We start from the raw sequence: 22,850 nt of genomic DNA, 5'->3' as shown, positions 1-22,850 counted from the left end.
TGATTTTTTAAGCAAAAGACGTTATGATTTAAAGCAAGCAAAAACCTTGCTTGGGATTATGTAATACAACGAAAAATCAAAGGATTAGATAAGAATGCGCTGCGCTCCACAAATTAAAATTGCAGCCACCTATATGCGTGGTGGTACCAGTAAAGGTGTCTTTTTCAAATTGGATGACTTACCAGTCGAAGCGCAAGTGCCTGGAAAAATTCGTGATCAGCTGCTGCTGCGGGTGATTGGCAGCCCGGACCCTTATGGCAAACAGATTGATGGCATGGGCGGCGCCACCTCCAGCACCAGTAAAACCGTGATTCTGGCCAAAAGCAGCCAGCCGGAGCATGATGTCGATTATTTATTTGGTCAGGTGGCAATTGATCAGCCTTTTGTAGACTGGAGTGGTAACTGTGGCAACCTGACTGCGGCGGTGGGTGCCTTTGCCATCAATCAGGGGCTGGTTGATGCCGATAAAATTCCGGAAAACGGTCTGTGCACCGTGCGTATCTGGCAGAAAAATATTCAGAAAACCATTATCGCGCATGTGCCAATCACCGATGGCCAGGTGCAGGAAACCGGTGATTTTGAGCTGGATGGTGTGACTTTTCCGGCAGCAGAAGTACAAATTGAATTTTTAGATCCGGCCGATGATGGCGAAGAGGGCGGGGCCATGTTTCCGACCGGCAATGTGGTGGATACCTTTGTGGTGCCGGATGTTGGTACTTTTCAGGCGACCTTTATTAATGCTGGTATTCCGACCATCTTTTTAAATGCCGATGAAATTGGCTATAGCGGTACCGAATTGCAGGATGACATTAATAGTAATCCGGAGGCGCTGGCGCGTTTTGAAAAAATCCGGGCTTATGGTGCCAAGCAGATGGGGCTAATTGATGATGTAGCGGAAGCAGCAAAACGTCAGCATACTCCAAAAATTGCTTTTGTCGCGCGTCCACAGAACTATACTGCATCAAGTGGTAAAAATATTCAGGCTGAAGATGTCGATTTGCTGGTGCGTGCCTTGTCGATGGGTAAACTGCATCATGCCATGATGGGCACTGCTGCGGTGGCCATTGGGACAGCTGCTGCCGTGCCGGGGACCTTGGTGAATCTGGCTGCTGGTGGTGGCGAGCGTGAAGCGGTGCGTTTTGGTCATCCTTCCGGGACTTTACGCGTCGGCGCGCAAGCGGTACAGGAAAACGGTCAGTGGCAGGTGAAAAAAGCGGTGATGAGCCGTAGTGCGCGGGTGCTGATGGAAGGCTGGGTACGTGTACCGGCCGAGGTGCTGGAATAACGCTGACTTTATCTTGCCTGAATTAATGAATTCGCCTCTATGTTCAATAGGGGCGTTTTTTTATGGGTTGAGATTGAAAGCTGAAAAATTGAAATATCCGCTTGTCTGTAGTTAAGGCTTAAAAAAACTTAAATTAGAGGTACAATGCGGACAGGGGGTTGGCCAGTGACGGCTAACAATCTTATAGAACAACCAATTCGAGGCAAATGTGTCATCTCTCACTGACGTCCCTGTAACCGTGTTGACTGAAGCGCAACAACGTATCCAACAAGATTTATTGACGGCCTTAGACGCTTTTGCCATTCCTGAGCCTTTAAAAGGGGCGGTCTATCATGCGGTGATGCTGGGTGGAAAACGCGTGCGTCCGGCCTTGTGTTATGCCACAGCAGCCTTAAAACCGAATACCAATATGGCGGCAGTGCGCCGTGCGGCGGTGGCGATTGAGCTGATTCACTGCTATTCGCTGGCGCATGATGATTTGCCTTGTATGGACAATGATTTGCTGCGCCGTGGCCAGCCGACCTGTCATGCCGCCTTTGGTGAAGATACTGCACTGTTGGCGGGTGATATTTTGCAGTCAATGGCCTTTGAGGTATTGGGCAGCCGTCTGTTTGATCAGGGGGCGGCAGTAGATGCGGCAATTGTGCTAAAGCAGATGCAGATTCTGGCGACCGCGTCTTCCAAGATGGTGTGCGGACAGGTGCTGGATTTACAGGCCGAAGGCAAACAGGTTGATCAGGCTGCGTTAGAAACGATTCATCGCAATAAAACCGGTGCTTTAATTTCTGCGGCGATTATGATGGCTGCAGTAGCGATTTTTGAGGGTACCGATCGCGCGATTCCACAACTGCGCGAATATGGGCAGGTGATTGGTCTGGCCTTCCAGGTCCAGGATGATATTCTGGATATTATTTCTGATACTGAAGTGTTAGGAAAAACTGCCGGGAAGGATGAACAGGTGGAGAAATCGACCTATCCGGCATTGATGGGGCTGGAGCAGGCACAGGCTTATGCCACAGATTTGCATGATCAGGCTTTGCAGGCGCTAGACTATTTTGCTGAAGATGCCGCCGCATTAAGAGCCATTTCACAATTTTTATGGCAACGTAAAAGTTAATTAAAAAAGCGTGTTGTCAAAACACGCTTTTTTGTTTTATTCCTGGATTTTGGCATCCGGAGCAATCAGGGCTTTGCCTTTCTTAAGGCCTTCTAGCGCAGCTTGATTAAAGTCAAACAGCAGCTTATTGTCTTTGGCATCAATACTGTAGCGGCTAATTAGTTTCTGGTCACCGTCCAGGGTATCCACCGTGTACTCATCAGCAATATTTAAAATACCATCGAGGTTAATGCTGGCTGAAGCTTTGTCCTGACGGAACAGCTCGTAAATATCTCGTAAATCGAAAATGGCATTGTTTGCGTCTGGATGTTTCTCAATATAATTTTCAATATGACGCATAATTAGCTGGGCAAAGAGAAAGTACTCAGGATGATGGGTAAATCTTAAGCTCATGTATGTACTCCTTATTATTGAAATTTATAGTTCTTCTTAGGAATACCATAAGCCTTCAGATTGATGAAGCCTTAAGCGCTTTAAATTGCAAAAATATACAAATCACGCCGGCGTTCAGGCGCAGAATAGGATCATCATTTCAATTCGGTGTAAATGAAGCCGAATACGGCTGGCAGGATTGGCCATTGCAAATTTAGTGATCAATAGCAGCGACTCATGCAAAATTTTGGAAAAATTAATAAATAAACACATCTTGATTTAGTAAAGCGATTATGGCCTGTAGGGGCCAACAGAATGGTGCTCTGGCATTTGTTTCGCGGAAAAATCATCCGAAAGACTAAGGCTTATAAGCTAGCAAGTGAAATCATAAATCAGGTACAATTGGCGGGATTAATTTTGTGTTTGGTGTATTTGAAGGCCAATACATACATTCTTTGTTAATAAATAGGCCTGCCAGGAGTTATCCCCGCATGAGTGCCATTACTCCATACGAATGGGCAATTATTGCCTTCGTGATCGGCGTTACATTTTTATGCGTCTTTATGCTCACTGTCCCGTTACTCCTAGGGGGTAAATCATGGGGCCGTGCCAAGCAGGAGCAGTTTGAGTCAGGTGTTGTGAGTGCAGGTGGTGCACGCATTCGCTTGTCTGCCAAGTTCTATTTAGTTGCGATTTTCTTCGTTGTGTTCGACTTAGAAGCCCTCTATCTCTACGCATGGGCAGCTTCTGTTCGTGAAGTAGGCTGGGTTGGTTTTGCAACTGCTGCTGTATTTATTTTAGTTTTACTCGTTGGTTTGATTTACGAACTGTCAACCGGTGCACTGAACTGGGCTCCATCTGACAAACGTAAAGCTGCAGGGATTAAACCTAAAATCGGTTCACCAAATATGGATCTTGCAGAAATTACCCGCTTTAACTCAATTGAAGAGCTGGTAATCGACCCTACTGGTCAAATTCCTGCTCAATCTGCTGGTCATGTGAAAAAATCACAGGCTATATCATCTGATAAGGAGTAACTCGGGATGAAATATACCTTAACCCGTGCGAATCCGGATGCTGATCAATATCCACTTCAGGAGCGCCAGATCGTTACCGATCCGCTTGAAGAAGAAGTGAATAAAAATGTGTTCATGACTCGTTTAGAAGACTTGGCACATACAGCAGTAAACTGGGGGCGTAAGAACTCAGTTTGGCCGTTTAACTTTGGTACATCTTGCTGCTACGTAGAGTATGCAACGACTTTAACCGGCGTGCATGACTTGTCACGTTTTGGTGCCGAGGTTATTCGTGCTTCACCTCGTCAGGCCGACCTCATGATTGTCGCCGGTACCTGTTTCGTGAAAATGGCCCCAGTAATCCAGCGTTTGTACGAGCAAATGCTTGAGCCAAAATGGGTCATCTCAATGGGTGCATGTGCAAACTCAGGCGGTATGTACGATATTTATTCGGTTGTACAAGGTGTGGATAAAATCATTCCTGTCGATGTGTATATCCCAGGTTGCCCACCACGTCCTGAAGCCTTAATTCAGGCATTAATGTTGTTGCAAGACCAAATTCAATTAGAGCGCCGTCCGCTGTCTGCGGTGATTGGTGATGATCTTAAGCCAGTGTATAAGCCAAAGATGATGCCAGAACGTGACCGTAAGCAAGCACAGCGTATTGCGGTGAAAAACCTGCGCTCTATGGATGAAATTAAATAATTTAAGCGACAAAATCGTGGTGCACCCGTTATGGGTGTAGTTGTCGTTTAGGTTGACTGAATTTGTATTAAATAGGAAGCCAAGCCAATGGCTGAAACTGACATTGCTATGCCAGAATCAACAGCAGTTGATTCCCGCCCAGCATTTGCAATTGTAGAAGAGCTCAAAACCAAATTTGGTGAGAACTTCTATGTGCAAACGACTTTTGAAGATTTTCCAACGGTCTGGGTTGAGCGCGCACGCGTACAAGAAGTCTTGATGTTCTTGCGTACAGTGTCACGTCCATACGTGATGCTGTTTGACCTGTCTGCGGTAGATGAGCGTTTACGTACGCACCGCGACGGATTGCCTGCATCTGACTTTACCGTGTTCTATCACCTGTTGTCGTTAGAACGTAACAGCGATATCCGTGTCAAAGTTGCGCTAAATGAGAACGATCTGAATATTCCGACTGCGACCAATATCTGGCCAAATGCCAACTGGTACGAGCGTGAAGCTTACGATATGTTCGGCATTAACTTCGAAGGGCATCCAATGCTCCGTCGTATCTTGCTGCCAACCTATTGGGAAGGTCACCCGCTGCGCAAGGAATATTCTGCACGTGCCACTGAATATACCCCGTATATGCAGAACCAGGCCAAGCAGGATTTTGAACAGGAACACTTACGTTTTGTACCGGAAGACTGGGGTCTGACCCGTGGTAACGAAGACGAAGACTTCATGTTCCTGAACTTAGGTCCTAACCACCCATCTGCGCACGGTGCGTTCCGTGTCATCTTGCAGCTGGATGGTGAAGAAGTAAAAGACTGTGTACCCGACATCGGCTACCACCACCGTGGTGTGGAAAAAATGGCTGAGCGTCAAACCTGGCACTCATTCATTCCGTATACCGACCGTGTCGACTACCTCGGTGGTTGTGCGCAAAACATGCCGTATGTGATGGGTGTGGAGCAGCTGGCCGGTATTCAGGTGCCAGAGCGTGCACAATGTATCCGTGTGATGATGTCGGAACTGTTCCGTATCAATAACCACTTGCTTTATATCGGTACAGCAATTCAGGATGCCGGCGGTATGACCCCAGTATTCTATATGTTCGCCGACCGTCAGAAGATTTATGACGCGATTGAAGCGATCACCGGTTACCGTATGCACCCAGCCTGGTTCCGTATTGGCGGTACCGCGCATGACCTTCCAAACAACTGGCAGCACCTGATCCGCGAGATTCTGGAGTGGATGCCAAAACGTCTGAAGGAATACCATACTGCAGCGCTGAAAAACTCGGTGTTTGAAGGCCGTACCCGCAATGTAGCGCAGTACGATGCAAAATCTGCATTGGCCTGGGGTGTGACAGGTACCGGTTTACGTGCAACAGGTATCGACTTTGACGTACGTAAATACCGTCCATACAGCGGCTATGAAAACTATGACTTCGAAGTGCCGGTGGAGTACGAAGGTGATGCCTATGCGCGTGTCATCGTTCACTACCGCGAAATCGAACAGTCTTTAAAAATCATCAAGCAGTGCTTGGATAACATGCCATCTGGTCCATATAAAGCGGATCATCCTCTGGCTGTTCCACCACCAAAAGACAAGACATTACAAGATATTGAAACCCTGATTACGCACTTCTTGAGCGTGTCTTGGGGGCCTGTCATGCCGGCAGGTGAAGCATCTGTAATGGCAGAAGTGGTGAAAGGGGCGTCGAACTACTACTTGACTTCAGACAAGTCAACCATGAGTTATCGTACCCGTATCCGTACACCAACCTTCACGCACTTACAGCAAATTCCTTCGGTGATTAACGGCAGTCTGGTCTCTGACTTGATCATTTATTTAGCGACAATTGATGTCGTAATGGCTGACGTGGATCGCTAAGGGGTAAACGCATTATGATGATTTTGACTGATAAAAAGCCACGTGTGAATGTTGAAGGGATTTTAACTGCAGATGAAATCCACGAAATCGAACATCACATTGGTCACTATCCGTACCCACGTGCGGCATCTCTAGATGCGCTGAAGTGTGTACAACGCCGTAATGGCTGGATTGATGACGCACAGCTCAATGCGATTGCTCAACTGCTTTCAATCAGTGTTGCTGATTTAGAAGGGGTAGCAACGTTCTATAACCGTATTTACCGTCAACCGGTAGGTCGTCACGTTATTCTTTTGTGTGACTCTATCGCGTGCTTCTTGATGGGGGCGGAAACTTTGGCAGAAGCGTTCCAGCGCGAGCTTGGTATTCAGTTTGGTCAAACGACTGCAGATGGTCGTTTCACTTTGCTGCCAATCTGCTGTCTGGGCAACTGTGACAAAGGTCCAACGTTAATGATTGATGAAGATACTCACGGTCTGGTTGAAGTGACATCAATTAAACAGTTATTGGAGAAGTATGTATGAATACCGAACCAAAACCAATTTATGGCGACGGTAACCCAGAAACTCATCCATTAACTTGGCGTTTGAGTAAACAAGAGCATGTTCGTAATGTAGATGATTACGAAGCGCTTGATGGTTATGCCGGCTTCAAAAAAGCCATTAGCATGACACCGGCTGAAGTGCTGGATGTGGTGAAAGCTGCAACCGTTAAAGGTCGTGGTGGTGCAGGCTTCCCGGCAGGCATCAAATGGTCGCTGATGGCGCCAAATGACAATTCAGGTCCACGTTACCTGATCTGTAATGCCGACGAAATGGAACCGGGTACCTTCAAAGACCGTTTGTTGATGGAAAAACTTCCACATCAATTGATTGAAGGCATGCTGATTGCAGCTTATACACTGGAAGCGACTCACGGCTATATCTTTATCCGTGGCGAGTACATCGAAGCTGCACAATACTTAAATGAAGCAATTGAGCAGATTCGTGCCAAAGGTTACCTGGGTGACAACATCCTGGGTTCTGGCTGGAACTTCGAGCTGTATGTGCACACCGGCGCGGGTCGTTATATCTGTGGTGAAGAAACTGCACTGATTAACTCGCTGGAAGGTCGCCGTGCCAATCCGCGTACCAAACCGCCATTTCCGCAAGTTGCAGGGGCGTGGGGTCGTCCTACGATTGTCAACAACGTAGAAACCTACAACAACTTGCCAGCTATTTTGTTACGTGGTCCTGAGTGGTACATCAACCTGTCTGCGGGTAAATCTAAAGATCCAGGTACGAAAATTTACGGTGCATCAGGTAAGGTGAAATTCCCGGGTCTTTGGGAACTGCCTTTTGGTACCACTGCACGTGAAGTGATTGAAGAACATGCCGGTGGTATGCGTGACGGCCTGAAGCTGAAAGCATGGTTACCGGGTGGTGCATCAACAGACTTCCTGGCTGCTGAGCACATTGACCTGCCGATGGATGCAGAAAGTATCATGAAAGCGGGTTCACGTTTAGGTACCTGTCTGCTGATGGTAGTCGATGAAACCCAATGTATGGTTTCAGCAACCCGTAACTTAGAAGAATTCTTTGCGCGTGAATCATGTGGCTGGTGTACACCTTGCCGTGATGGTTTACCGTGGGCGGTGAAAGCACTGAAAGCACTCGAAGATGGTACGGGTACGAAAGAAGACATCGATCACTTACAGGAACTGACCCGTAAGCTTTGGATTGGTAAAACTTTCTGTGCACACGCACCAGGTGCGATGGAACCGTTAATGGGCGCACTCAAATATTTCCGTGGCGAGTTTGAAGCGAAAGTGGTGAATGCCGCAGCTCAGACCAGCAACGTAGAACAAGCTTAAGGAATTCGACTATGGCTACAATTCATGTCGATGGAAAATCGTATGAAGTCAACGGCTCAGAAAACTTGCTGCAAGCTTGTTTAAGCCTTGGCATCGACATCCCATATTTTTGTTGGCATCCATCCTTAGGTTCTGTCGGTTCTTGCCGTCAATGTGCTGTGACGCAATACGCGAATCCTGAAGATACGCGTGGTCGTCTGGTCATGTCATGTATGACGCCTGCTGCTGACAATACCTACATCTCGATTGAAGACAAAGAAGCAAAAGATTTCCGTGCTTCTGTTGTTGAATTCTTGATGACCAACCACCCACACGACTGTCCGGTCTGTGAAGAAGGTGGTCACTGTCATTTACAGGATATGACTGTAATGACGCAACACGACCGTCGTCGTTACCGTTTCACCAAGCGTACGCATTACAACCAGGAACTGGGTTCGTTTATTGCGCACGAGATGAACCGCTGTATCGCATGTTACCGTTGTGTGCGTTACTACAAAGACTATGCTGGTGGTACCGACTTTGGCGTATATGCCAACGCATCACGTGTGTACTTCGGTCGTCCAGAATCAGGGACTTTAGAATCTGAATTCTCAGGTAACCTGACTGAGGTCTGCCCAACAGGTGTATTCACCGACAAAACTCACTCTGCACGCTACAACCGTAAGTGGGACATGCAGTATGCGCCAAGCGTATGCCAAGGCTGTTCTTCAGGCTGTAACATTTCTCCAGGTGAGCGTTATGGTGAACTGCGTCGTGTAGAAAACCGTTTCAACGGTGAAGTGAACCAGTACTTCCTGTGTGACAAAGGCCGTTTCGGTACCGGTTATGTAAACCGTGAAGATCGTCCGCGTCAGCCACAATTCCGTGATGGTCAAAATGTCACGACTGTGTCTGTCGATCAGGCATTAGACACCGTGATTGAGAATCTTCAAGGCAAAAAAGTGCTGGGTATTGGTTCGCCACGTGCATCACTTGAATCGAACTTTGCACTGCGCGAACTGGTTGGTCAGGACAACTACTCAACCGGTATGTCGCAAAAAGAGCAAAGTCTGGTGGAACTGGCGGCATCAATCATGCAAACCGAAGGTGTTTACAACCCGGGTATGCGTGAAATTGAAAGCTATGACGCCGTGTTAATTCTGGGTGAAGACCTGACACAAACTGCACCACGTATGGCTTTATCTGTTCGTCAAGCGGCGAAAAACAAAGCCAAAGAAATGGCGGCAGAGCGTCGTACTCAAGAATGGCTGGCTGAACCAGTACAACGTATTGCGCAAGATGCGAAATCTCCGATTTACATTCTGGCTGCAACACAAACCCGTCTAGCAGATGTAGCAACTGGTGAAGTGGTTGCATCTCCAAATGACATCGCGCGTTTAGGCTTTGCTATTGCAGCTGGCGTAAAAGGCGAAGTGATTACCGGTTTAGATGATGATGCCAAAGCATTTGCGCAAACCATCGCAGATACCTTAAAAGCGGCGAAGAAGCCTTTAATCATCTCTGGTACAAGCTTACAAGATGCTGCCATCATGGAAGCTGCGGCTCAAGTGGCGCAGAATCTGGGTAATGCAGGCTTAACATTGACTGTTCCTGAAGTGAACTCAATGGGCTTGGCGATCTTTGGTGGTCAGAGCTTGGAGCAAGCCTTTGCACAAGACTATGACACTGTGATTGTGGTGGAAAATGACCTTTACCGTCGTTTACCAGCGGCTCAGGTCGATGCTGCACTTGCAGGTAAAGACATTATTGTGCTGGATCACTCTGAAACTGCGACTGTAGCGAAAGCAGACATCGTACTTTCAGCAGCAAGCTTCGCTGAAGGTGATGGTACTGTGGTATCGCAAGAAGGCCGTGCACAGCGTTTCTATCAAGTGTATGACCCAAGCTACTACAAGCCGGAACTGGCGATTAAAGAATCTTGGCGCTGGTTACATGCCCTTGAAACTGGCATGAAAGGCAAAGCGATTTCATGGACCTTGCTGGATGATGTGATCGAGTCTGTAGCGAAAAATGTACCGGCATTAGAAGGTATTTTAGACGTTGCACCAGATGCGGGCTTCCGTGTTCATGGTCTGAAAGTGGCACGTGAACCACGTCGTTACTCAGGTCGTACTGCAATTCGTGCACCGCTTTCGATTCACGAACCAAAACAGCCGACCGATGTCGATTCTGCATTAACGTTCTCGATGGAAGGTTATGTCGGTAATCAGACGCCATCTGCACTGGTGCCATTTGCGTGGTCTGCAGGCTGGAACTCGCCACAGGCCTGGAACAAATTCCAGGACAACGTGGGCGGTCACTTAAAAGGTGGTGATTCAGGCGTACGTTTATTCGACCGTTTACCAAAACGTCCAGCACGTAGCTTCGTAGCACCAAGCCCTGTATTGGCCAATCCGGACAGCTTCCGTTTGGTGCCAATGCATCATATTTTTGCGTCAGGTGAATTCACCATTAAAACACCAGCGATGGAATCACGTATTCCTGAAGCCATGTTTGCCGTGGGTGAACAGGATGCAAGCCGTTTGAACCTGAAAGATGGTCAGAAGATCACTGTGAAAGCAGGCGAGACTTCAATTGTTCTTCCAGTTCAAGTGATTGAATATTTACCTACAGGTTATATTGGTTACCCAATTGGTCTAGCACCGACGGTATCTCTTGCTGAGCCTGTGTCAGTCGCGGTAGGAGTATAATTCATGGAACAAGAATTAATGCGTCAAACACCGCTTTGGGCTGAGAACTGGCCAATTGCCTATTCAGTCATTCAAGCGATTGTGATCTTGCTGGTTGTGGTACTGGTTGCAGCATTAATGTCATTTATCGAGCGTCGTCTGCTCGGTTTATGGCAAGACCGTTACGGTCCGAACCGTGTAGGTCCGGGCGGTATGTTCCAGATTGTTGCCGACATGTTGAAAATCATGTTCAAAGAAGACTGGACACCAAAATTCGCTGACAAGCTGACTTTCCGTATGGCACCTGCAGTTGCAATGGCAACTGCGGTACTGTCGTTCATGGTTATTCCTGTATCACCGTATTTAGGTGTGGCGGACATGAGCATCGGCCTGCTGTTCTTTATGGCAATGGCGGGTATTGCAGTCTATGCGGTTCTGTTTGGTGGCTGGTCATCAAATAACAAATATGCATTGCTGGGTGGTCTACGTTCTGCAGCGCAAACCATTTCTTATGAAGTGTTCCTGGGTATTTCCCTGATGGGTGTGGTGGCAATTGCCGGTTCATTCAACATGCGTGAAATTGTAGAAGCACAACAAGATGTCTGGTTTGTAATTCCTCAGTTCTTGGGCTTCCTGATTTTCGTGGTTGCAGGTGTTGCGGTAACGCACCGTCACCCGTTTGACCAACCAGAAGCAGAACAGGAATTGGCAGAAGGTTATCACGTCGAATACGGCGGTATGAAATGGGGGATGTTCTTCGTTGCGGAATACGTCAACGTGGTGCTGATCTCTGCGCTGATCGTGACGTTATTCTTCGGTGGCTGGTTAGCGCCATTCGGTCTTGATTTCTTACCTCCAGCATTCTGGTTCATTATCAAAACAGCATTCTTTGTAATGATGTTCGTTCTGGCACGTGGTTCTTTAATGCGTCCACGTTATGACCAGGTAATGAACTTTGGCTGGAAAATTTGCTTGCCATTAGCGTTGGTGAACCTGCTGGTTACTGGCGCGGTTATCTTGTGGTAAGGGCAGGGAGAACAAAATGTATAAGTTTCTAGCTGGATTTGGGTCAATCGTGCGCTCGTTGTGGATGGTGTTCAGCCACGCAACCCGCAAACGTGACACCATTTTATATCCGGAAGTGCCAGCCGAAGAAATCGTACCACCGCGTTTCCGTGGTCGTATCGTGCTTACACGTGACCCAGATGGCGAAGAGCGCTGTGTTGCCTGTAACCTGTGTGCCGTTGCGTGTCCAGTAGGTTGTATTTCACTGCAAAAAGCAGAGCAGGAAGATGGTCGTTGGTATCCGGAATTTTTCCGTATCAACTTCTCTCGCTGTATCTTCTGCGGTATGTGTGAAGAAGCCTGCCCGACAACTGCAATTCAGCTGACACCAGACTTTGAATTGGGTGAATATGTTCGTCAGGACCTGGTCTATGAAAAAGAACACTTGCTGATTTCAGGTCCGGGTAAATATCCTGACTATAACTTCTACCGTGTAACCGGTATGGCAGTTACAGGTAAAGACAAAGGTCAAGCACAAAAAGAAAGTGCACCTGTTGATGTACGGAGTCTATTACCATGATGTGGCCGTTTTATTTGATGGCACTCGTGGCCATTATCTCTACTGTTCGTGTTGTCACCAACACGAACCCAGTACATGCGTTACTGAGCTTGATCGTGTCATTACTTGCAGTTGCAGGGATGTTCATGATTGTGGGTGCACCGTTTGCCGGTGCCCTGGAAATTATTGTGTATGCCGGCGCGATCATGGTGTTATTCGTGTTCGTGGTGATGATGTTGAACTTGGGTCAGCAAACTGTTGAACAAGAGAGCAAATGGCTCAACTCATCTGCATGGGCATATCCAGCATTAATGAGCTTCTTGATGGGTCTGGTTCTGGTATGGATGCTTGCATCTGATTACTCCAGCACGCCAGCTGTCATGGGAACCGAAATTGTTGGTCCTAAAGAAGTCGGTCAAGCACTCTTTACTCACTATTTATTATTGGTTGAAGTTGCCGCGATGTTATTGCTAGCAGCCCTGGTTGCAGCATTCCACTTAGGTAAACGTGAACCAGGTGCAGAAGAGGAAAAACAATAATGGGCAACATCCCTTTAGAACATGGTTTGATCGTTGCAACCATTCTTTTTGCACTGGGTTTTTACGGTGTAATGGTGCGACGCAACCTGTTATTCATTTTAATGAGCCTTGAAATCATGATGAACGCAGCAGCACTTGCGTTCGTTCTGGCGGGTAGTGCCTGGGTACAACCAGATGGCCAGATCATGTTCATCTTGATTCTGACGCTGGCTGCGGCAGAGGCGTGTATCGGTCTTGCGATCGTCCTTCAGTTCTATCATCGCTTCCATCACCTGGATGTGGATGCTGCTAGTGAGATGCGCGGATGAGTTATTTATATTTAACAATTTTGTTCCCGCTAATCGGTTTTATTTTATTAGCGGCAGGGCGTCACAATCTTCCTGAGAAAGTTGCGGCGATTATCGGGGTAGGGGCAGTTGGTTTATCGGCATTATTTGCCCTGATTGCAGGCCTTGACTTTGTCAATAACGGTAAAGAACTTTACGTTCAGCATTTGTGGACGTGGTTCAGTGTGGGTGATTTTGCCCCAGGCATCAGTTTGCAGCTTGACGGCTTATCGTTACTGATGATGGGCATGATCACCGGTGTTGGTTTCCTGATTCACATCTTCGCATCTTGGTATATGCGTGGTGAGGAAGACTTTGCACGTTTCTTCTCTTACTTCAACCTGTTCGTAGCCAGCATGTTACTGCTGGTACTGGGCGATAACCTGGCGTTATTGTTCCTGGGTTGGGAAGGTGTAGGTCTGTGTTCTTACCTGTTAATCGGTTATTACTACCAGAACCCGGCCAACGGTTTTGCGGCAATTAAAGCCTTTACCGTAACGCGTGTTGGTGACGTATTCCTGCTGATTGCACTGTTCTTGCTGTATCAACAGTTCGGTACCCTGAATACACAGTATATCGTTGAGAATGCTGCTGCGGTTATGACCCAAAGCTCATCAATTACCATCTGGACTGCCTTAATGTTGTTCCTGGGTGCTGCTGGTAAATCTGCGCAAATCCCGTTACAAACCTGGTTGGCAGATGCGATGGCGGGTCCGACACCAGTATCTGCGTTAATCCACGCGGCAACCATGGTGACTGCAGGTGTTTATCTATGCTGCCGTATGTTCAGCGTATTTGAACTTGCACCAGAAGTGATGATCTTCATTTCTATTACCGGTGCAGTAACCTTGCTGGTGGCTGGTTTTGCAGCGCTGGTTCAAACCGACATCAAACGTATTCTGGCTTACTCAACCATGAGTCAGCTCGGTTATATGTTTATGGCCGTAGGTGCTGAAGCGTACCAGGCGGGTCTGTTCCACATGCTGACTCACGCATTCTTCAAGGCATTATTATTCTTGTCTTCAGGTGCAGTGATTCTGGCTTACCATCATGAACAAAACATCTTCAAGATGGGCGGTCTGTTCTACAAGAACAAATTCCTGTTTGCATGTTTCGCGATTGGTGGCGGTGCCTTGGCAGCCATTCCATTCCTGACCATCGGCTTCTTCTCTAAAGATGCGATTCTGGCCGCGGTGTGGACACAAAGCCATTTAGCTGGCGTACCAGTCTTCAATACACTGTATTGGGTGGGTGTTGCAGGTGCGTTCTTAACGTCTATTTATACTTTCCGTTTAATCTGGGTAGTATTCTTCGGCAAAGAAAACACGCCTTATCATGAAATCAAAGGCATTACTTACTGGGCTCCACTGGCAATTCTGGCAGTGCTTTCAACGGGTCTGGCGATTGTGCTGAAAGCACCAGTGATGAGCATTCTGGATGCTGCACAAATTCCAGCCTTCATTATTCCTGAAGCGCTTGAAGCCGGTGCACATGGTGCTGAATACATCGCGATTGGGGTTGCTTTGGCAGGTCTTGCTGTTGGCGTGGTGCTGTTTGCGTTTGCTTACAATGCCGTAAAAGGCTTTGCTCAGACTTCTCTGGGTTCAGGTCTGGCCAATATCTGCCGTAATGCACTTGGTTTCGATGCGTTGTATGACATCGTATTCGTGAAGCCTTACCTGCTTATCGCTAAAATTTTAGGTCGCGATCCGATTGATGGCTTGTGGCTGGTGCTTCCTGCAATTGTTAAAGCAGGCAACAGCTTTACCAGTTCACGTCAAACCGGTTCATTGCGCGAATACGCCTCTAGTATGGCCCTCGGTGTTGTTGTTTTACTGCTGGTCGTGGTCGTGACTCAGGTCGTGGGGAAATAAGATGGAAGCTCCAAACAATATCATTTTACCCGCACTGATCCTCGTTCCGTTCATTGCAGGTTTTATTTGTTGGATCGTCGACAAGCTCGACGACAAACTGCCGCGCTATATTGCGCTGGTGGGTATGCTGGTAACGCTGGGTCTGACCCTGGCGTTATGGCAATCAGGTACGTATCAATATGAATTGGGTGCACAGGTTCCAAGCTGGGCTGCCCAATTCCAGTTGCCTTGGATTCAAACCCTGGGCATTAACATTCACCTGGCGGTAGATGGCTTATCATTACTCATGGTTGGCCTGACAGCGCTGCTGGGTATTTTGGCCGTCGGCTGTTCTTGGGGTGAAATCCAGAAGAACGTAGGCTTCTTCCACCTGAACCTGTTATGGTCTTTAGGTGGCGTAATTGGTGTATTCCTGGCGATTGACCTGTTCCTGTTCTTCTTCTTCTGGGAGATGATGCTGGTTCCAATCTACTTCCTGATTGCGCTTTGGGGGCATAAAGGGGCAGATGGTAAATCGCGTGTTTACGCAGCAACCAAGTTCTTCATCTATACACAGGTTGCAGGTCTGATCATGCTGATCGGTATCCTGGGGCTGGTGATTTACGGTTACATGCTGTCAGGTACCATCTCGTTCAACTACCACTATCTGTTAGCGGTGGCGAATACGCTTGATGCACAGTTACCGGCAGTGGCTTATGCCTTCATGATCTGTATGTTCATCGGCTTTGCGGTAAAACTTCCAGTTTTCCCGTTACACGGCTGGTTACCAGATGCCCACGCACAGGCACCAACAGCAGGTTCTGTTGACCTTGCAGGTATCTTGATTAAGACTGCAGCGTACGGTTTACTCCGTTTTGTGATTCCATTCTTCCCGGCGGCTTCTGCACAGTTCGCAGACATCGCGATTATTTTCGGTTTAATTGGTATTTTCTACGGCGCTTGGTGTGCCTTCCAGCAAACCGATATGAAACGCCTGTTGGCTTATACCTCTATTTCGCACATGGGCTTTGTGTTACTGGCGATTTACGCAGGTAATATCCTGACTTACCAAGGCTTAATGATCATGATGCTGGCACATGGCTTGTCATCTGCTGCATTGTTCATTATGTGTGGTCAGGTCTATGAACGTGTGCATACCCGTGACATGCGTCTGATGGGTGGTATTCGTGGTCAATTCCCGTATCTGGCCTTCTTCCTGATGTTCTTCGTGGCAGCATTGGTCGGTATCCCGGGTCTGGGTAACTTTATTGGTGAATTCCTGATTCTGATGGGTTCATTCAACCAGTTCCCTGTATTTACAATCATTGCTGCAGTGAGTCTGGTGTTTGCAGGTCTTTATGGTCTGATCCTGATTCACAAAGCATTATTTGGTACACCAAACGAAGAGCAAAAACAGCATTACAGCAATCCGTTAAAAGATCTGGATGCGCGTGAAATTGTGATTCTGTTAATTTGTGCCGTTGGTCTGTTATGGCTTGGTCTGTATCCACAAAGCTTCCTTGATATTTCCAATTCAAGCATGGCGTGGTTAGCAAACAGCTACATTCCAGTTCAAGAGCTAGTTGACGTGACCGAACAGGTAAGCACTCAACTCGAAAATGTGGAGATCCAATAAGTCATGAACTTCACAATGTCATTTTCCGAGCTTATGCCATTAGCTCCTGTGATGATCGTGGCTTTAACTGCGATCGTCGTGATGATTCTCACCGCAATCAAGCGTAACCATAACCTGATTGCGACAGCATCTGTAGTGGGCTTAAACCTTGCTGCAGCGTATATTCTGCTCTCATTATTCGGTGGTGCTTTTGCACCAGCGAATGTCATGGGCATGTTTATGATTGATCAGTTCACACTGGTTTATCAGTTACTGATCCTGGTTGCTGCACTGGCTTGCTGTACCTTGTCACATGCTTATATTGAAAGCTATAAAGACAATCGTGAAGAGCTGTACATCCTGATGTTGTCCTCAGTTGCAGGCGCAATGCTCATGGTGGCAAGCTCGCACTATGCTTCATTCTTCATCAGCCTGGAATTGATGTCGATTCCGGTATATGGCTTGTTGGCCTATACACATCAGCGTTCGAAGTCTTTAGAAGCAGGGGTGAAATACCTGGTACTTTCAGCAACCGCATCTGCGATGTTGCTGATGGGTATGGCGTATATTTATGCCTACACCGGTTCACTGTCATTCTATGACTCTGTACAGGCGCTTATGCAGAACCTGCACCAGCCACTGGTCATTTTAGGTATTGCCTTAATTATCTTTGCGGTTGCATTCAAACTGTCTTTGGCACCATTCCACAAATGGACACCAGACGTGTATGCGGGTGCACCAGCACCAATCGCGACCTTCCTGGCAACGGCTGCCAAAGTGGCGACCATTGGTCTGTTCGTACGTTACTTGCTGACTTCAGGTGCTATCCTGCAAGAATCAGTCATTACACTGCTGACCATTATTGCCGTACTGTCGATTGTGGTCGGTAACTTCCTGGCGGTACGCCAAGTGAACCTGAAGCGTGTTTTGGCATACTCTTCAATCGCACACTTCGGTTATCTGCTGATTGGTCTGATCAGTCTGACTTATGCCAGCTTGGGTAATGTGACTGTTTATGTGATTACCTATGTATTAACCACGATTGGTGCTTTCGGTGCCGTAGCGTTAATGTCGAGTCCATATAACAACACTTCAGAAGCAGAAAGTCTGGCTGAATACCGTGGTCTGTTCTGGCGTCGTCCAGTGCTGACTGCTGTATTAACCGTGATGATGCTGTCTCTGGCCGGTATTCCACTGACTGCAGGCTTTATTGGTAAGTTCCTGATTGTCATGGCTGCGGTAACAACCCAGCACTGGTTCCTGGCAGCGATGATTATTGTCGGTTCGGGTATTGGTCTGTATTACTATTTACGTGTGATGGTGGTGATGTATATGACTCCGCCAGAAACACCAAAAATGGATGCAGTCGATCACTGGGGTCAACGCGTTGGCGGGATCATGGTTCTGCTGGCTGCACTGGCGGTATTGGTGATTGGTGTTTATCCGGATCCAATTATCCAGATGGCGCTTGAAGCCGAGATTTTATCTCCAATTCACTTCATGCTGTCTCAGCAATAATCTTGAAAAAGAGAATTGTCTAGCAAAAAGCCCTCAATATTTGAGGGCTTTTTTGTTTTTATCAGGGTCAAAAAATGATTATAATAGACGGAATTTTATCTTAACCTTTTAGGTGTTCTCCCGTGGCTATCCATGAAATTCGTCATCCGCTCATTCGTCATAAACTCGGTTTACTGCGTCGTGCAGATATCAGCACTAAAAACTTCCGCGAGCTGGCGCAAGAAGTGACCATGCTGTTGACCTATGAGGCGACCAAAGATTTGCCAATGGTCGAGCATGAAATTGACGGCTGGAATGGTGCGGTCACGGTAGACCGTATTGCCGGTAAAAAAATTACGGTGGTACCAATTTTACGTGCCGGTATTGGCATGCTGGATGGTTTCCTGAACCTGATTCCAAGCGCCAAAGTGTCTGTACTGGGCTTAGAGCGTGATGAAGAAACGCTGGAAGCACGTACCTACTACAAAAAACTGGTACCGGATGTACAAAACCGTATTGCCATGATCATTGACCCAATGTTGGCCACCGGTTCATCTTTAGTGGCGGCGATTGATGTGTTAAAAGCCAGCGGCTGTAAAGATATTCGCGTGATGGTGCTGGTGGCTGCGCCAGAAGGCATTCAGCGTGTAGAAGCAGCGCATCCGGATGTGGTAATTTTCACTGCCTCTGTGGATCAGGGCCTGAATGAAAATGGCTATATCGTACCGGGCCTGGGTGATGCCGGTGACAAAATTTTCGGTTCCGTGCAAAAAGACTGATTTTGCTAGTGAACAGAGAAGGGGCTTTTATAGCCTCTTTTTTATATACTAAGCTTGAAGCGCAAAAGGGGGACAGGTCGATGAGCAACGAACAATATCAGGGTAAAGTTAAGCAATACAACGCAGACAAGGGTTACGGCTTTATTGCCTGTCCGGAAGGCGAAGTGTTTTTTCATATTTCCGATTTCCCGGCCGATGGGATAGAACCGAAGCGAAATGACCGGGTGAAATTTAATGTGGTCAAAAACGGCAACAAGTTTAAAGCAGTGAAAATTGAGCGGGTTGAAGACCAGTCGGCCAAAGCCAAAAAATCCAAAGTGGCCGCCCATAACCAGTCGATTACTTCTTCCCTGCTGTCCAATTTCCGACGTTAGTACTGAGGTAGAATTTATATATTCTGCTTAAGTCGAGTATAAGAATAGAAAAGAGGCTTTTTAGCTTCTTTTTTATTACAATTATTAAAAATATCAAAGATAAGAGCGCATTATGTTTCAAGAGGGGGAAAATCAAAAGCTATCATGAAGATCGTGGTTTTGGTTTTATTCAGATAGAGAAAGAGTCAAAAGATTTATTTTTCCACATCAAAGATTTTCCCAATAAGAATGTTCCACCTAAAATCGGTGAAAATCTAAAATTTATAATTGTTGAAGATGCAGGAAAATTTAAAGCCGCGAATATTGTGCGCTTAGACCTAAAAGTATCAGAGCCTGCTGAACAGAACAATCTACGATACAGAAATATCGAGGGTAAAGTTTCGTCAAGAGATAAAAAGAAGTCTTCATGGCTTAACTCAAAGATCATTACTGTATTAGGCTTAATCATTATTTTAGGATTAAGTATTTTGGTATATAAGAAATATCAAGAATATCAAGCTCAGAAACAGCAAAAACTTGAAGAACTGATGATTGCTCAGCAACAGATCGTAGCTGAGCAAAGAGCGGTACATGGCGAATTACCGGAACTTGGACTTAGTGAAAAAGGGAAAAAGAATTTAGAAAATGTCCAAGAGAATGTAGAGCAAGCGCTGCCGGTAAGTAGCAGCTCATCTGAACAATTTAAATGTGATGGCCGCGAGCATTGTAGTCAGATGAAGTCTTATGAGGAGGCTTTATTCTTTATTCGTAATTGCCCAAATACCAAAATGGATGGTGATGGCGACGGGATTCCATGTGAAAGCCAATTTCGATAAGGTATGAAAAAAGCGCCTGCAGGCGCTTTTTTATGGATTAAATACAGTCTTATTTGCTGTCACAGAACTTCATAAAGGCTTTCAGACCTGGACCCTGGTATTTCTGACGATGCACCAGCATAAATAAAGGCCGCGCCAGTTGCCAGAATGGAGTGTCTAAAATCACCAGCTGGCCTTTTTCACGTAAAGGCTCAATCGCCAGTTTTGAAATACAGGACATGCCTAAGCCGCCGGCCACAATTTTCAGAATGGCTTCATTATGACCCAGGGTTAAACGGATTTTGGCATCTGGCACATCTTTTAAAATGGCGTTATCAAATACTTCACGCGTGCCTGAACCTTCTTCTCGTAAAATCCATTCCACCTGTTTAAAGTCTTCTGCGGTTAAGGCACGGTCTAGCTGCGCCAGCGGATGATTCGGTGAACAGCAGACCGCCAGTTCATCATCACGCCAGTGGATACATTGCAGCTGTGGTAAATGACAGGAACCTTCAATCAGGGCTAAATCGAGCTGGAACTGGTTGACTGCTTCAATCATTTGACGGGTATTACCGACTTGCAGCTGTAAATGCGCCTGTGGCTGAATTTGCAGGAAGTTGGCCATTAAATCCGGCATCAGATAATCGGAAATGGTCAGGGTCGCGCCCAGGCGCAAATCAATGCTTTGCAGCTCGCCTTTGGCGGCCTGTTCAAAGGCTTCACAGCGGCCTAGAATTTCAAGCGCCTGCGGGAGTAAAAAACGGCCCAGATCATTCAATTGCAGGCGTTTACCTAAACGGTCAAACAATGGTGCGCCTAAACCATCTTCCAGATCTGCTAAAGCCATACTCGCCGCACTTTGCGTCAGTTTGACGGCATCACTGGCCTTGGTTACTGTGCCTTCTTGAGCGACTGCTACAAAAACAGCCAATTGGCGTAAAGTCATGCGCATGAATATAGCCTTAACATTTAAAAAATATTAATAAATTATGCTGCCATGCTACCATGAGCGCAGTCTTTCATGCCACGTACAAATTATGTCAATTGAAAAATTTAGCCTAGAAACGGTGTTATCTGTACATCGCTGGACCGATACCTTGTTCAGCTTTACCATGACGCGTCCAGCCCACTTTAAATTTACTGCCGGGCAATTTGCGCGTATTGGCCTTAAAGTCGGCGATGAACTGGTGGTGCGGGCCTATTCAGTGGTGTCCTCACCTTTTGATGAAACCCTGGAATTCTTTTCAATTGTCGTACCCGATGGGGCCTTTACTTCCAATCTGCAACATCTGCAGGTTGGCGATGAGCTGTATCTGGAAAAAGTACCGTATGGCTTTTTAACCTTGGCGCGCTATCAGTTGCCTTTGCCACAAGACTTATGGCTCTTGGGTACCGGCACCGGACTGGCACCATTCCTGTCGATGCTGCAAGATTTTGACACCTGGAATAAATACCAGCATATCCATCTGGTCTATAGTGTCCGGACTGCAGCGGAACTGGCCTATGTCGAGCGGATTGAAGAAATTGCAGCGACTTTTGGCGAAGGACATACAGGTTTTAAATTTGTGCCGATTATTACCCGTGATCCGAACGCACCTTTGCATGACCGTCTGCCGGTGTTAATCGCCAATGGCGAGCTGGAAAAAGCTGTGGGCCTGTCTTTTAATCCGGACAGCAGTCATGTGATGCTATGTGGTAACCCGCAAATGGTGGAAGATACCAAAGAAGCCCTAAAAGCGCGTGGCCTGAGCATGAATCGCCGTGGAGAAGGCAATATCGCGGTAGAGAATTACTGGTAAGCTTGAATTCTACAGGCTTACTCTGATGATCTGCTGTTCTCAGCCCGGTTTATTGTTCTCTAGTTCTGTGAGGATGTGATGCAAGTGTTCCAATCCATGCTTATGGCCGGCGTCGCGCTGGTGGCGGCAACTACGCTACAGGCGAATACTACAGGCACGGAAACAGAAGTGACGGTACAAGAAGATGTACTGATCTATACTGGCCTGCTCAGCCAAGATGCCAATACCCGTGCAGCTGCCTTGTTAAAGCAGTTCCCGCAAGTACAGACCCTGAAAATTACCAGTCAAGGGGGTGAAATTGGTCTGGGAATGGATTTGGGTGATCTGGTCTATGCGCATCAGCTGAATGTAGAAGTCGGGCAATACTGTTTTTCCTCCTGCGCCAATTATGTGTTTCCGGCCGGAAAGGTCAAATATCTGAACTGGCGCAGTCAGCTGGGCTGGCATGGCGGCGCCATGTAACCAATGCAGTTTGATGATGCAGACATGGAGCAGGCCTATCAGCAGTATATTGGCCCGATGCGCGCCAGAGAAACCGCATTTTTCCAGAAAATTCAGGTCCAGCAGGCATCGACTACAGCAGGGCAAGCGCCTGAATATGCGCGCTATCAAGATTGTATTGGCTGGCGCTATACACGCCAGAAAATGCAAAGTTTTGGAATAGATCAGGTGCGCTATAAACAGCTGATCTGGCTACCCAAATCCAGTTTTAAGCAGCAGCGTATTTTTACCATTCGCTAGCGGATTAAATGAAACGTATATTCTATTAAAAAACCTCATCTGTATGATTCAGATGAGGTTTTTTTGATGAAGTGTCAG

General features: G+C 47.0%; 23 protein-coding genes. 21 read left to right on the top strand and 2 right to left on the bottom strand.

Translation table 11 applies throughout. The features are described 5' to 3' along the window. Nucleotides 1-94 precede the first annotated feature (94 nt). Complete coding sequence (gene prpF / locus FTU86_RS10615; RefSeq protein WP_168390791.1) at nt 95-1,285, top strand: 2-methylaconitate cis-trans isomerase PrpF; 1,191 nt, start codon at nt 95-97, stop codon at nt 1,283-1,285. 208 nt (nt 1,286-1,493) lie between these two features. Continuing rightward, complete coding sequence (locus tag FTU86_RS10610; protein WP_104505624.1) at nt 1,494-2,402, top strand: farnesyl diphosphate synthase; 909 nt, start codon at nt 1,494-1,496, stop codon at nt 2,400-2,402. A gap of 36 nt (nt 2,403-2,438) precedes the next feature. Here FTU86_RS10610 and FTU86_RS10605 read toward each other — a convergent pair whose 3' ends face one another. Beyond that, the gene (locus FTU86_RS10605) at nt 2,439-2,795 is read right to left on the bottom strand and encodes a hypothetical protein (RefSeq protein ID WP_016659368.1); all 357 of its coding nucleotides are present in this window, start codon (nt 2,793-2,795) and stop codon (nt 2,439-2,441) included. A 470-nt stretch (nt 2,796-3,265) separates the two neighbouring features. On the opposite strand from FTU86_RS10605, the gene ndhC reads away from it, so the two are divergent. From ndhC to FTU86_RS10525, 16 genes are all read left to right on the top strand, one after another. Continuing rightward, the gene (gene ndhC, locus FTU86_RS10600; RefSeq protein ID WP_005179655.1) at nt 3,266-3,811 is read left to right on the top strand and encodes an NADH-quinone oxidoreductase subunit A; all 546 of its coding nucleotides are present in this window, start codon (nt 3,266-3,268) and stop codon (nt 3,809-3,811) included. A 6-nt stretch (nt 3,812-3,817) separates the two neighbouring features. After that, the gene (locus FTU86_RS10595) at nt 3,818-4,495 is read left to right on the top strand and encodes an NADH-quinone oxidoreductase subunit B family protein (protein ID WP_005179652.1); all 678 of its coding nucleotides are present in this window, start codon (nt 3,818-3,820) and stop codon (nt 4,493-4,495) included. Nucleotides 4,496-4,582: 87 nt separating this feature from the next. Then, nucleotides 4,583-6,370, top strand: coding sequence for an NADH-quinone oxidoreductase subunit C/D (gene nuoC / locus FTU86_RS10590; RefSeq protein WP_005179647.1), 1,788 nt, complete (start codon nt 4,583-4,585; stop codon nt 6,368-6,370). Nucleotides 6,371-6,384: 14 nt separating this feature from the next. Further along, complete coding sequence (gene nuoE, locus FTU86_RS10585) at nt 6,385-6,894, top strand: NADH-quinone oxidoreductase subunit NuoE (RefSeq protein WP_005179645.1); 510 nt, start codon at nt 6,385-6,387, stop codon at nt 6,892-6,894. Next, on the top strand, nt 6,891-8,222 hold the full coding sequence (nuoF, locus tag FTU86_RS10580) for an NADH-quinone oxidoreductase subunit NuoF (protein WP_168390792.1): 1,332 nt from the start codon (nt 6,891-6,893) through the stop codon (nt 8,220-8,222). The genes nuoE and nuoF overlap by 4 nt, the downstream gene beginning before the upstream one ends. 11 nt (nt 8,223-8,233) lie before the next feature. Continuing rightward, a complete protein-coding gene (gene nuoG / locus FTU86_RS10575) occupies nt 8,234-10,912 on the top strand; it encodes an NADH-quinone oxidoreductase subunit NuoG (protein WP_005179641.1) in 2,679 nt (892 codons plus the stop codon). 3 nt (nt 10,913-10,915) lie between these two features. Then, nucleotides 10,916-11,917: an NADH-quinone oxidoreductase subunit NuoH gene (gene nuoH / locus FTU86_RS10570; RefSeq protein WP_005179637.1), complete on the top strand. Its 1,002-nt coding sequence runs from the start codon at nt 10,916-10,918 to the stop codon at nt 11,915-11,917. A 16-nt stretch (nt 11,918-11,933) separates the two neighbouring features. Continuing rightward, entirely contained in the window at nt 11,934-12,476 is a 543-nt protein-coding gene (gene nuoI, locus FTU86_RS10565; RefSeq protein ID WP_005179629.1) for an NADH-quinone oxidoreductase subunit NuoI, read from the top strand. Next, complete coding sequence (gene nuoJ / locus FTU86_RS10560; protein ID WP_171065113.1) at nt 12,476-12,994, top strand: NADH-quinone oxidoreductase subunit J; 519 nt, start codon at nt 12,476-12,478, stop codon at nt 12,992-12,994. The genes nuoI and nuoJ overlap by 1 nt, the downstream gene beginning before the upstream one ends. After that, the gene (gene nuoK / locus FTU86_RS10555) at nt 12,994-13,302 is read left to right on the top strand and encodes an NADH-quinone oxidoreductase subunit NuoK (protein WP_005179622.1); all 309 of its coding nucleotides are present in this window, start codon (nt 12,994-12,996) and stop codon (nt 13,300-13,302) included. Before nuoJ ends, nuoK begins: the two co-directional genes overlap by 1 nt. Then, a complete protein-coding gene (nuoL, locus tag FTU86_RS10550) occupies nt 13,299-15,194 on the top strand; it encodes an NADH-quinone oxidoreductase subunit L (RefSeq protein WP_005179621.1) in 1,896 nt (631 codons plus the stop codon). The genes nuoK and nuoL overlap by 4 nt, the downstream gene beginning before the upstream one ends. Nucleotide 15,195: 1 nt before the next feature. Further along, a complete protein-coding gene (gene nuoM, locus FTU86_RS10545) occupies nt 15,196-16,809 on the top strand; it encodes an NADH-quinone oxidoreductase subunit M (protein ID WP_075174598.1) in 1,614 nt (537 codons plus the stop codon). Between the two features lie 3 nt (nt 16,810-16,812). Beyond that, a complete protein-coding gene (gene nuoN, locus FTU86_RS10540) occupies nt 16,813-18,306 on the top strand; it encodes an NADH-quinone oxidoreductase subunit NuoN (RefSeq protein ID WP_005179615.1) in 1,494 nt (497 codons plus the stop codon). A gap of 122 nt (nt 18,307-18,428) precedes the next feature. Beyond that, nucleotides 18,429-19,064, top strand: coding sequence for a uracil phosphoribosyltransferase (gene upp / locus FTU86_RS10535; protein ID WP_045796291.1), 636 nt, complete (start codon nt 18,429-18,431; stop codon nt 19,062-19,064). Nucleotides 19,065-19,144: 80 nt separating this feature from the next. Further along, the gene (locus FTU86_RS10530; protein WP_005179613.1) at nt 19,145-19,438 is read left to right on the top strand and encodes a cold-shock protein; all 294 of its coding nucleotides are present in this window, start codon (nt 19,145-19,147) and stop codon (nt 19,436-19,438) included. Between the two features lie 92 nt (nt 19,439-19,530). Further along, nucleotides 19,531-20,253: a cold shock domain-containing protein gene (locus tag FTU86_RS10525; RefSeq protein ID WP_180036597.1), complete on the top strand. Its 723-nt coding sequence runs from the start codon at nt 19,531-19,533 to the stop codon at nt 20,251-20,253. Nucleotides 20,254-20,302: 49 nt separating this feature from the next. On the opposite strand, the gene gigC is transcribed toward FTU86_RS10525, so the two are convergent. Further along, nucleotides 20,303-21,184 carry a LysR family transcriptional regulator GigC gene (gene gigC / locus FTU86_RS10520; protein ID WP_005179612.1) on the bottom strand — a complete coding sequence of 294 codons (882 nt, stop codon included), beginning with the start codon at nt 21,182-21,184 and terminating at the stop codon, nt 20,303-20,305. Between the two features lie 85 nt (nt 21,185-21,269). On the opposite strand from gigC, the gene FTU86_RS10515 reads away from it, so the two are divergent. From FTU86_RS10515 to FTU86_RS10505, 3 genes are all read left to right on the top strand, one after another. Then, nucleotides 21,270-22,031, top strand: a complete 762-nt coding sequence (locus FTU86_RS10515) for a ferredoxin--NADP reductase (RefSeq protein ID WP_034597870.1) — start codon at nt 21,270-21,272, stop codon at nt 22,029-22,031. 78 nt (nt 22,032-22,109) lie between these two features. Next, nucleotides 22,110-22,493 (top strand): hypothetical protein, encoded by a 384-nt coding sequence (locus tag FTU86_RS10510; RefSeq protein WP_180036571.1) that lies wholly within the window; start codon nt 22,110-22,112, stop codon nt 22,491-22,493. A gap of 3 nt (nt 22,494-22,496) precedes the next feature. After that, a complete protein-coding gene (locus FTU86_RS10505) occupies nt 22,497-22,772 on the top strand; it encodes a hypothetical protein (protein ID WP_180036570.1) in 276 nt (91 codons plus the stop codon). Nucleotides 22,773-22,850: the final 78 nt, after the last annotated feature.

This window comes from Acinetobacter sp. YH12155 (assembly GCF_013418255.1).
Taxonomy (GTDB): Bacteria; Pseudomonadota; Gammaproteobacteria; order Pseudomonadales; family Moraxellaceae; genus Acinetobacter; species Acinetobacter indicus.
Note: the sequence above shows the minus strand (reverse complement) of the source record. Positions and strands in the feature narration are given on the sequence as shown.

Bases quoted from the DNA above. Each gene is read 5' to 3' on its own strand.
- prpF (WP_168390791.1), top strand. From the start codon at position 95: ATGCGCTGCGCTCCACAAATTAAAATTGCAGCCACCTATATGCGTGGT.
- FTU86_RS10605 (WP_016659368.1), bottom strand. From the start codon at position 2,795: ATGAGCTTAAGATTTACCCATCATCCTGAGTACTTTCTCTTTGCCCAG.
- ndhC (WP_005179655.1), top strand. From the start codon at position 3,266: ATGAGTGCCATTACTCCATACGAATGGGCAATTATTGCCTTCGTGATC.
- FTU86_RS10595 (WP_005179652.1), top strand. From the start codon at position 3,818: ATGAAATATACCTTAACCCGTGCGAATCCGGATGCTGATCAATATCCA.
- nuoC (WP_005179647.1), top strand. From the start codon at position 4,583: ATGGCTGAAACTGACATTGCTATGCCAGAATCAACAGCAGTTGATTCC.
- nuoE (WP_005179645.1), top strand. From the start codon at position 6,385: ATGATGATTTTGACTGATAAAAAGCCACGTGTGAATGTTGAAGGGATT.
- nuoF (WP_168390792.1), top strand. From the start codon at position 6,891: ATGAATACCGAACCAAAACCAATTTATGGCGACGGTAACCCAGAAACT.
- nuoG (WP_005179641.1), top strand. From the start codon at position 8,234: ATGGCTACAATTCATGTCGATGGAAAATCGTATGAAGTCAACGGCTCA.
- nuoH (WP_005179637.1), top strand. From the start codon at position 10,916: ATGGAACAAGAATTAATGCGTCAAACACCGCTTTGGGCTGAGAACTGG.
- nuoI (WP_005179629.1), top strand. From the start codon at position 11,934: ATGTATAAGTTTCTAGCTGGATTTGGGTCAATCGTGCGCTCGTTGTGG.
- nuoJ (WP_171065113.1), top strand. From the start codon at position 12,476: ATGTGGCCGTTTTATTTGATGGCACTCGTGGCCATTATCTCTACTGTT.
- nuoK (WP_005179622.1), top strand. From the start codon at position 12,994: ATGGGCAACATCCCTTTAGAACATGGTTTGATCGTTGCAACCATTCTT.
- nuoL (WP_005179621.1), top strand. From the start codon at position 13,299: ATGAGTTATTTATATTTAACAATTTTGTTCCCGCTAATCGGTTTTATT.
- nuoM (WP_075174598.1), top strand. From the start codon at position 15,196: ATGGAAGCTCCAAACAATATCATTTTACCCGCACTGATCCTCGTTCCG.
- nuoN (WP_005179615.1), top strand. From the start codon at position 16,813: ATGAACTTCACAATGTCATTTTCCGAGCTTATGCCATTAGCTCCTGTG.
- FTU86_RS10530 (WP_005179613.1), top strand. From the start codon at position 19,145: ATGAGCAACGAACAATATCAGGGTAAAGTTAAGCAATACAACGCAGAC.
- gigC (WP_005179612.1), bottom strand. From the start codon at position 21,184: ATGCGCATGACTTTACGCCAATTGGCTGTTTTTGTAGCAGTCGCTCAA.
- FTU86_RS10515 (WP_034597870.1), top strand. From the start codon at position 21,270: ATGTCAATTGAAAAATTTAGCCTAGAAACGGTGTTATCTGTACATCGC.
- FTU86_RS10510 (WP_180036571.1), top strand. From the start codon at position 22,110: ATGCAAGTGTTCCAATCCATGCTTATGGCCGGCGTCGCGCTGGTGGCG.
- FTU86_RS10505 (WP_180036570.1), top strand. From the start codon at position 22,497: ATGCAGTTTGATGATGCAGACATGGAGCAGGCCTATCAGCAGTATATT.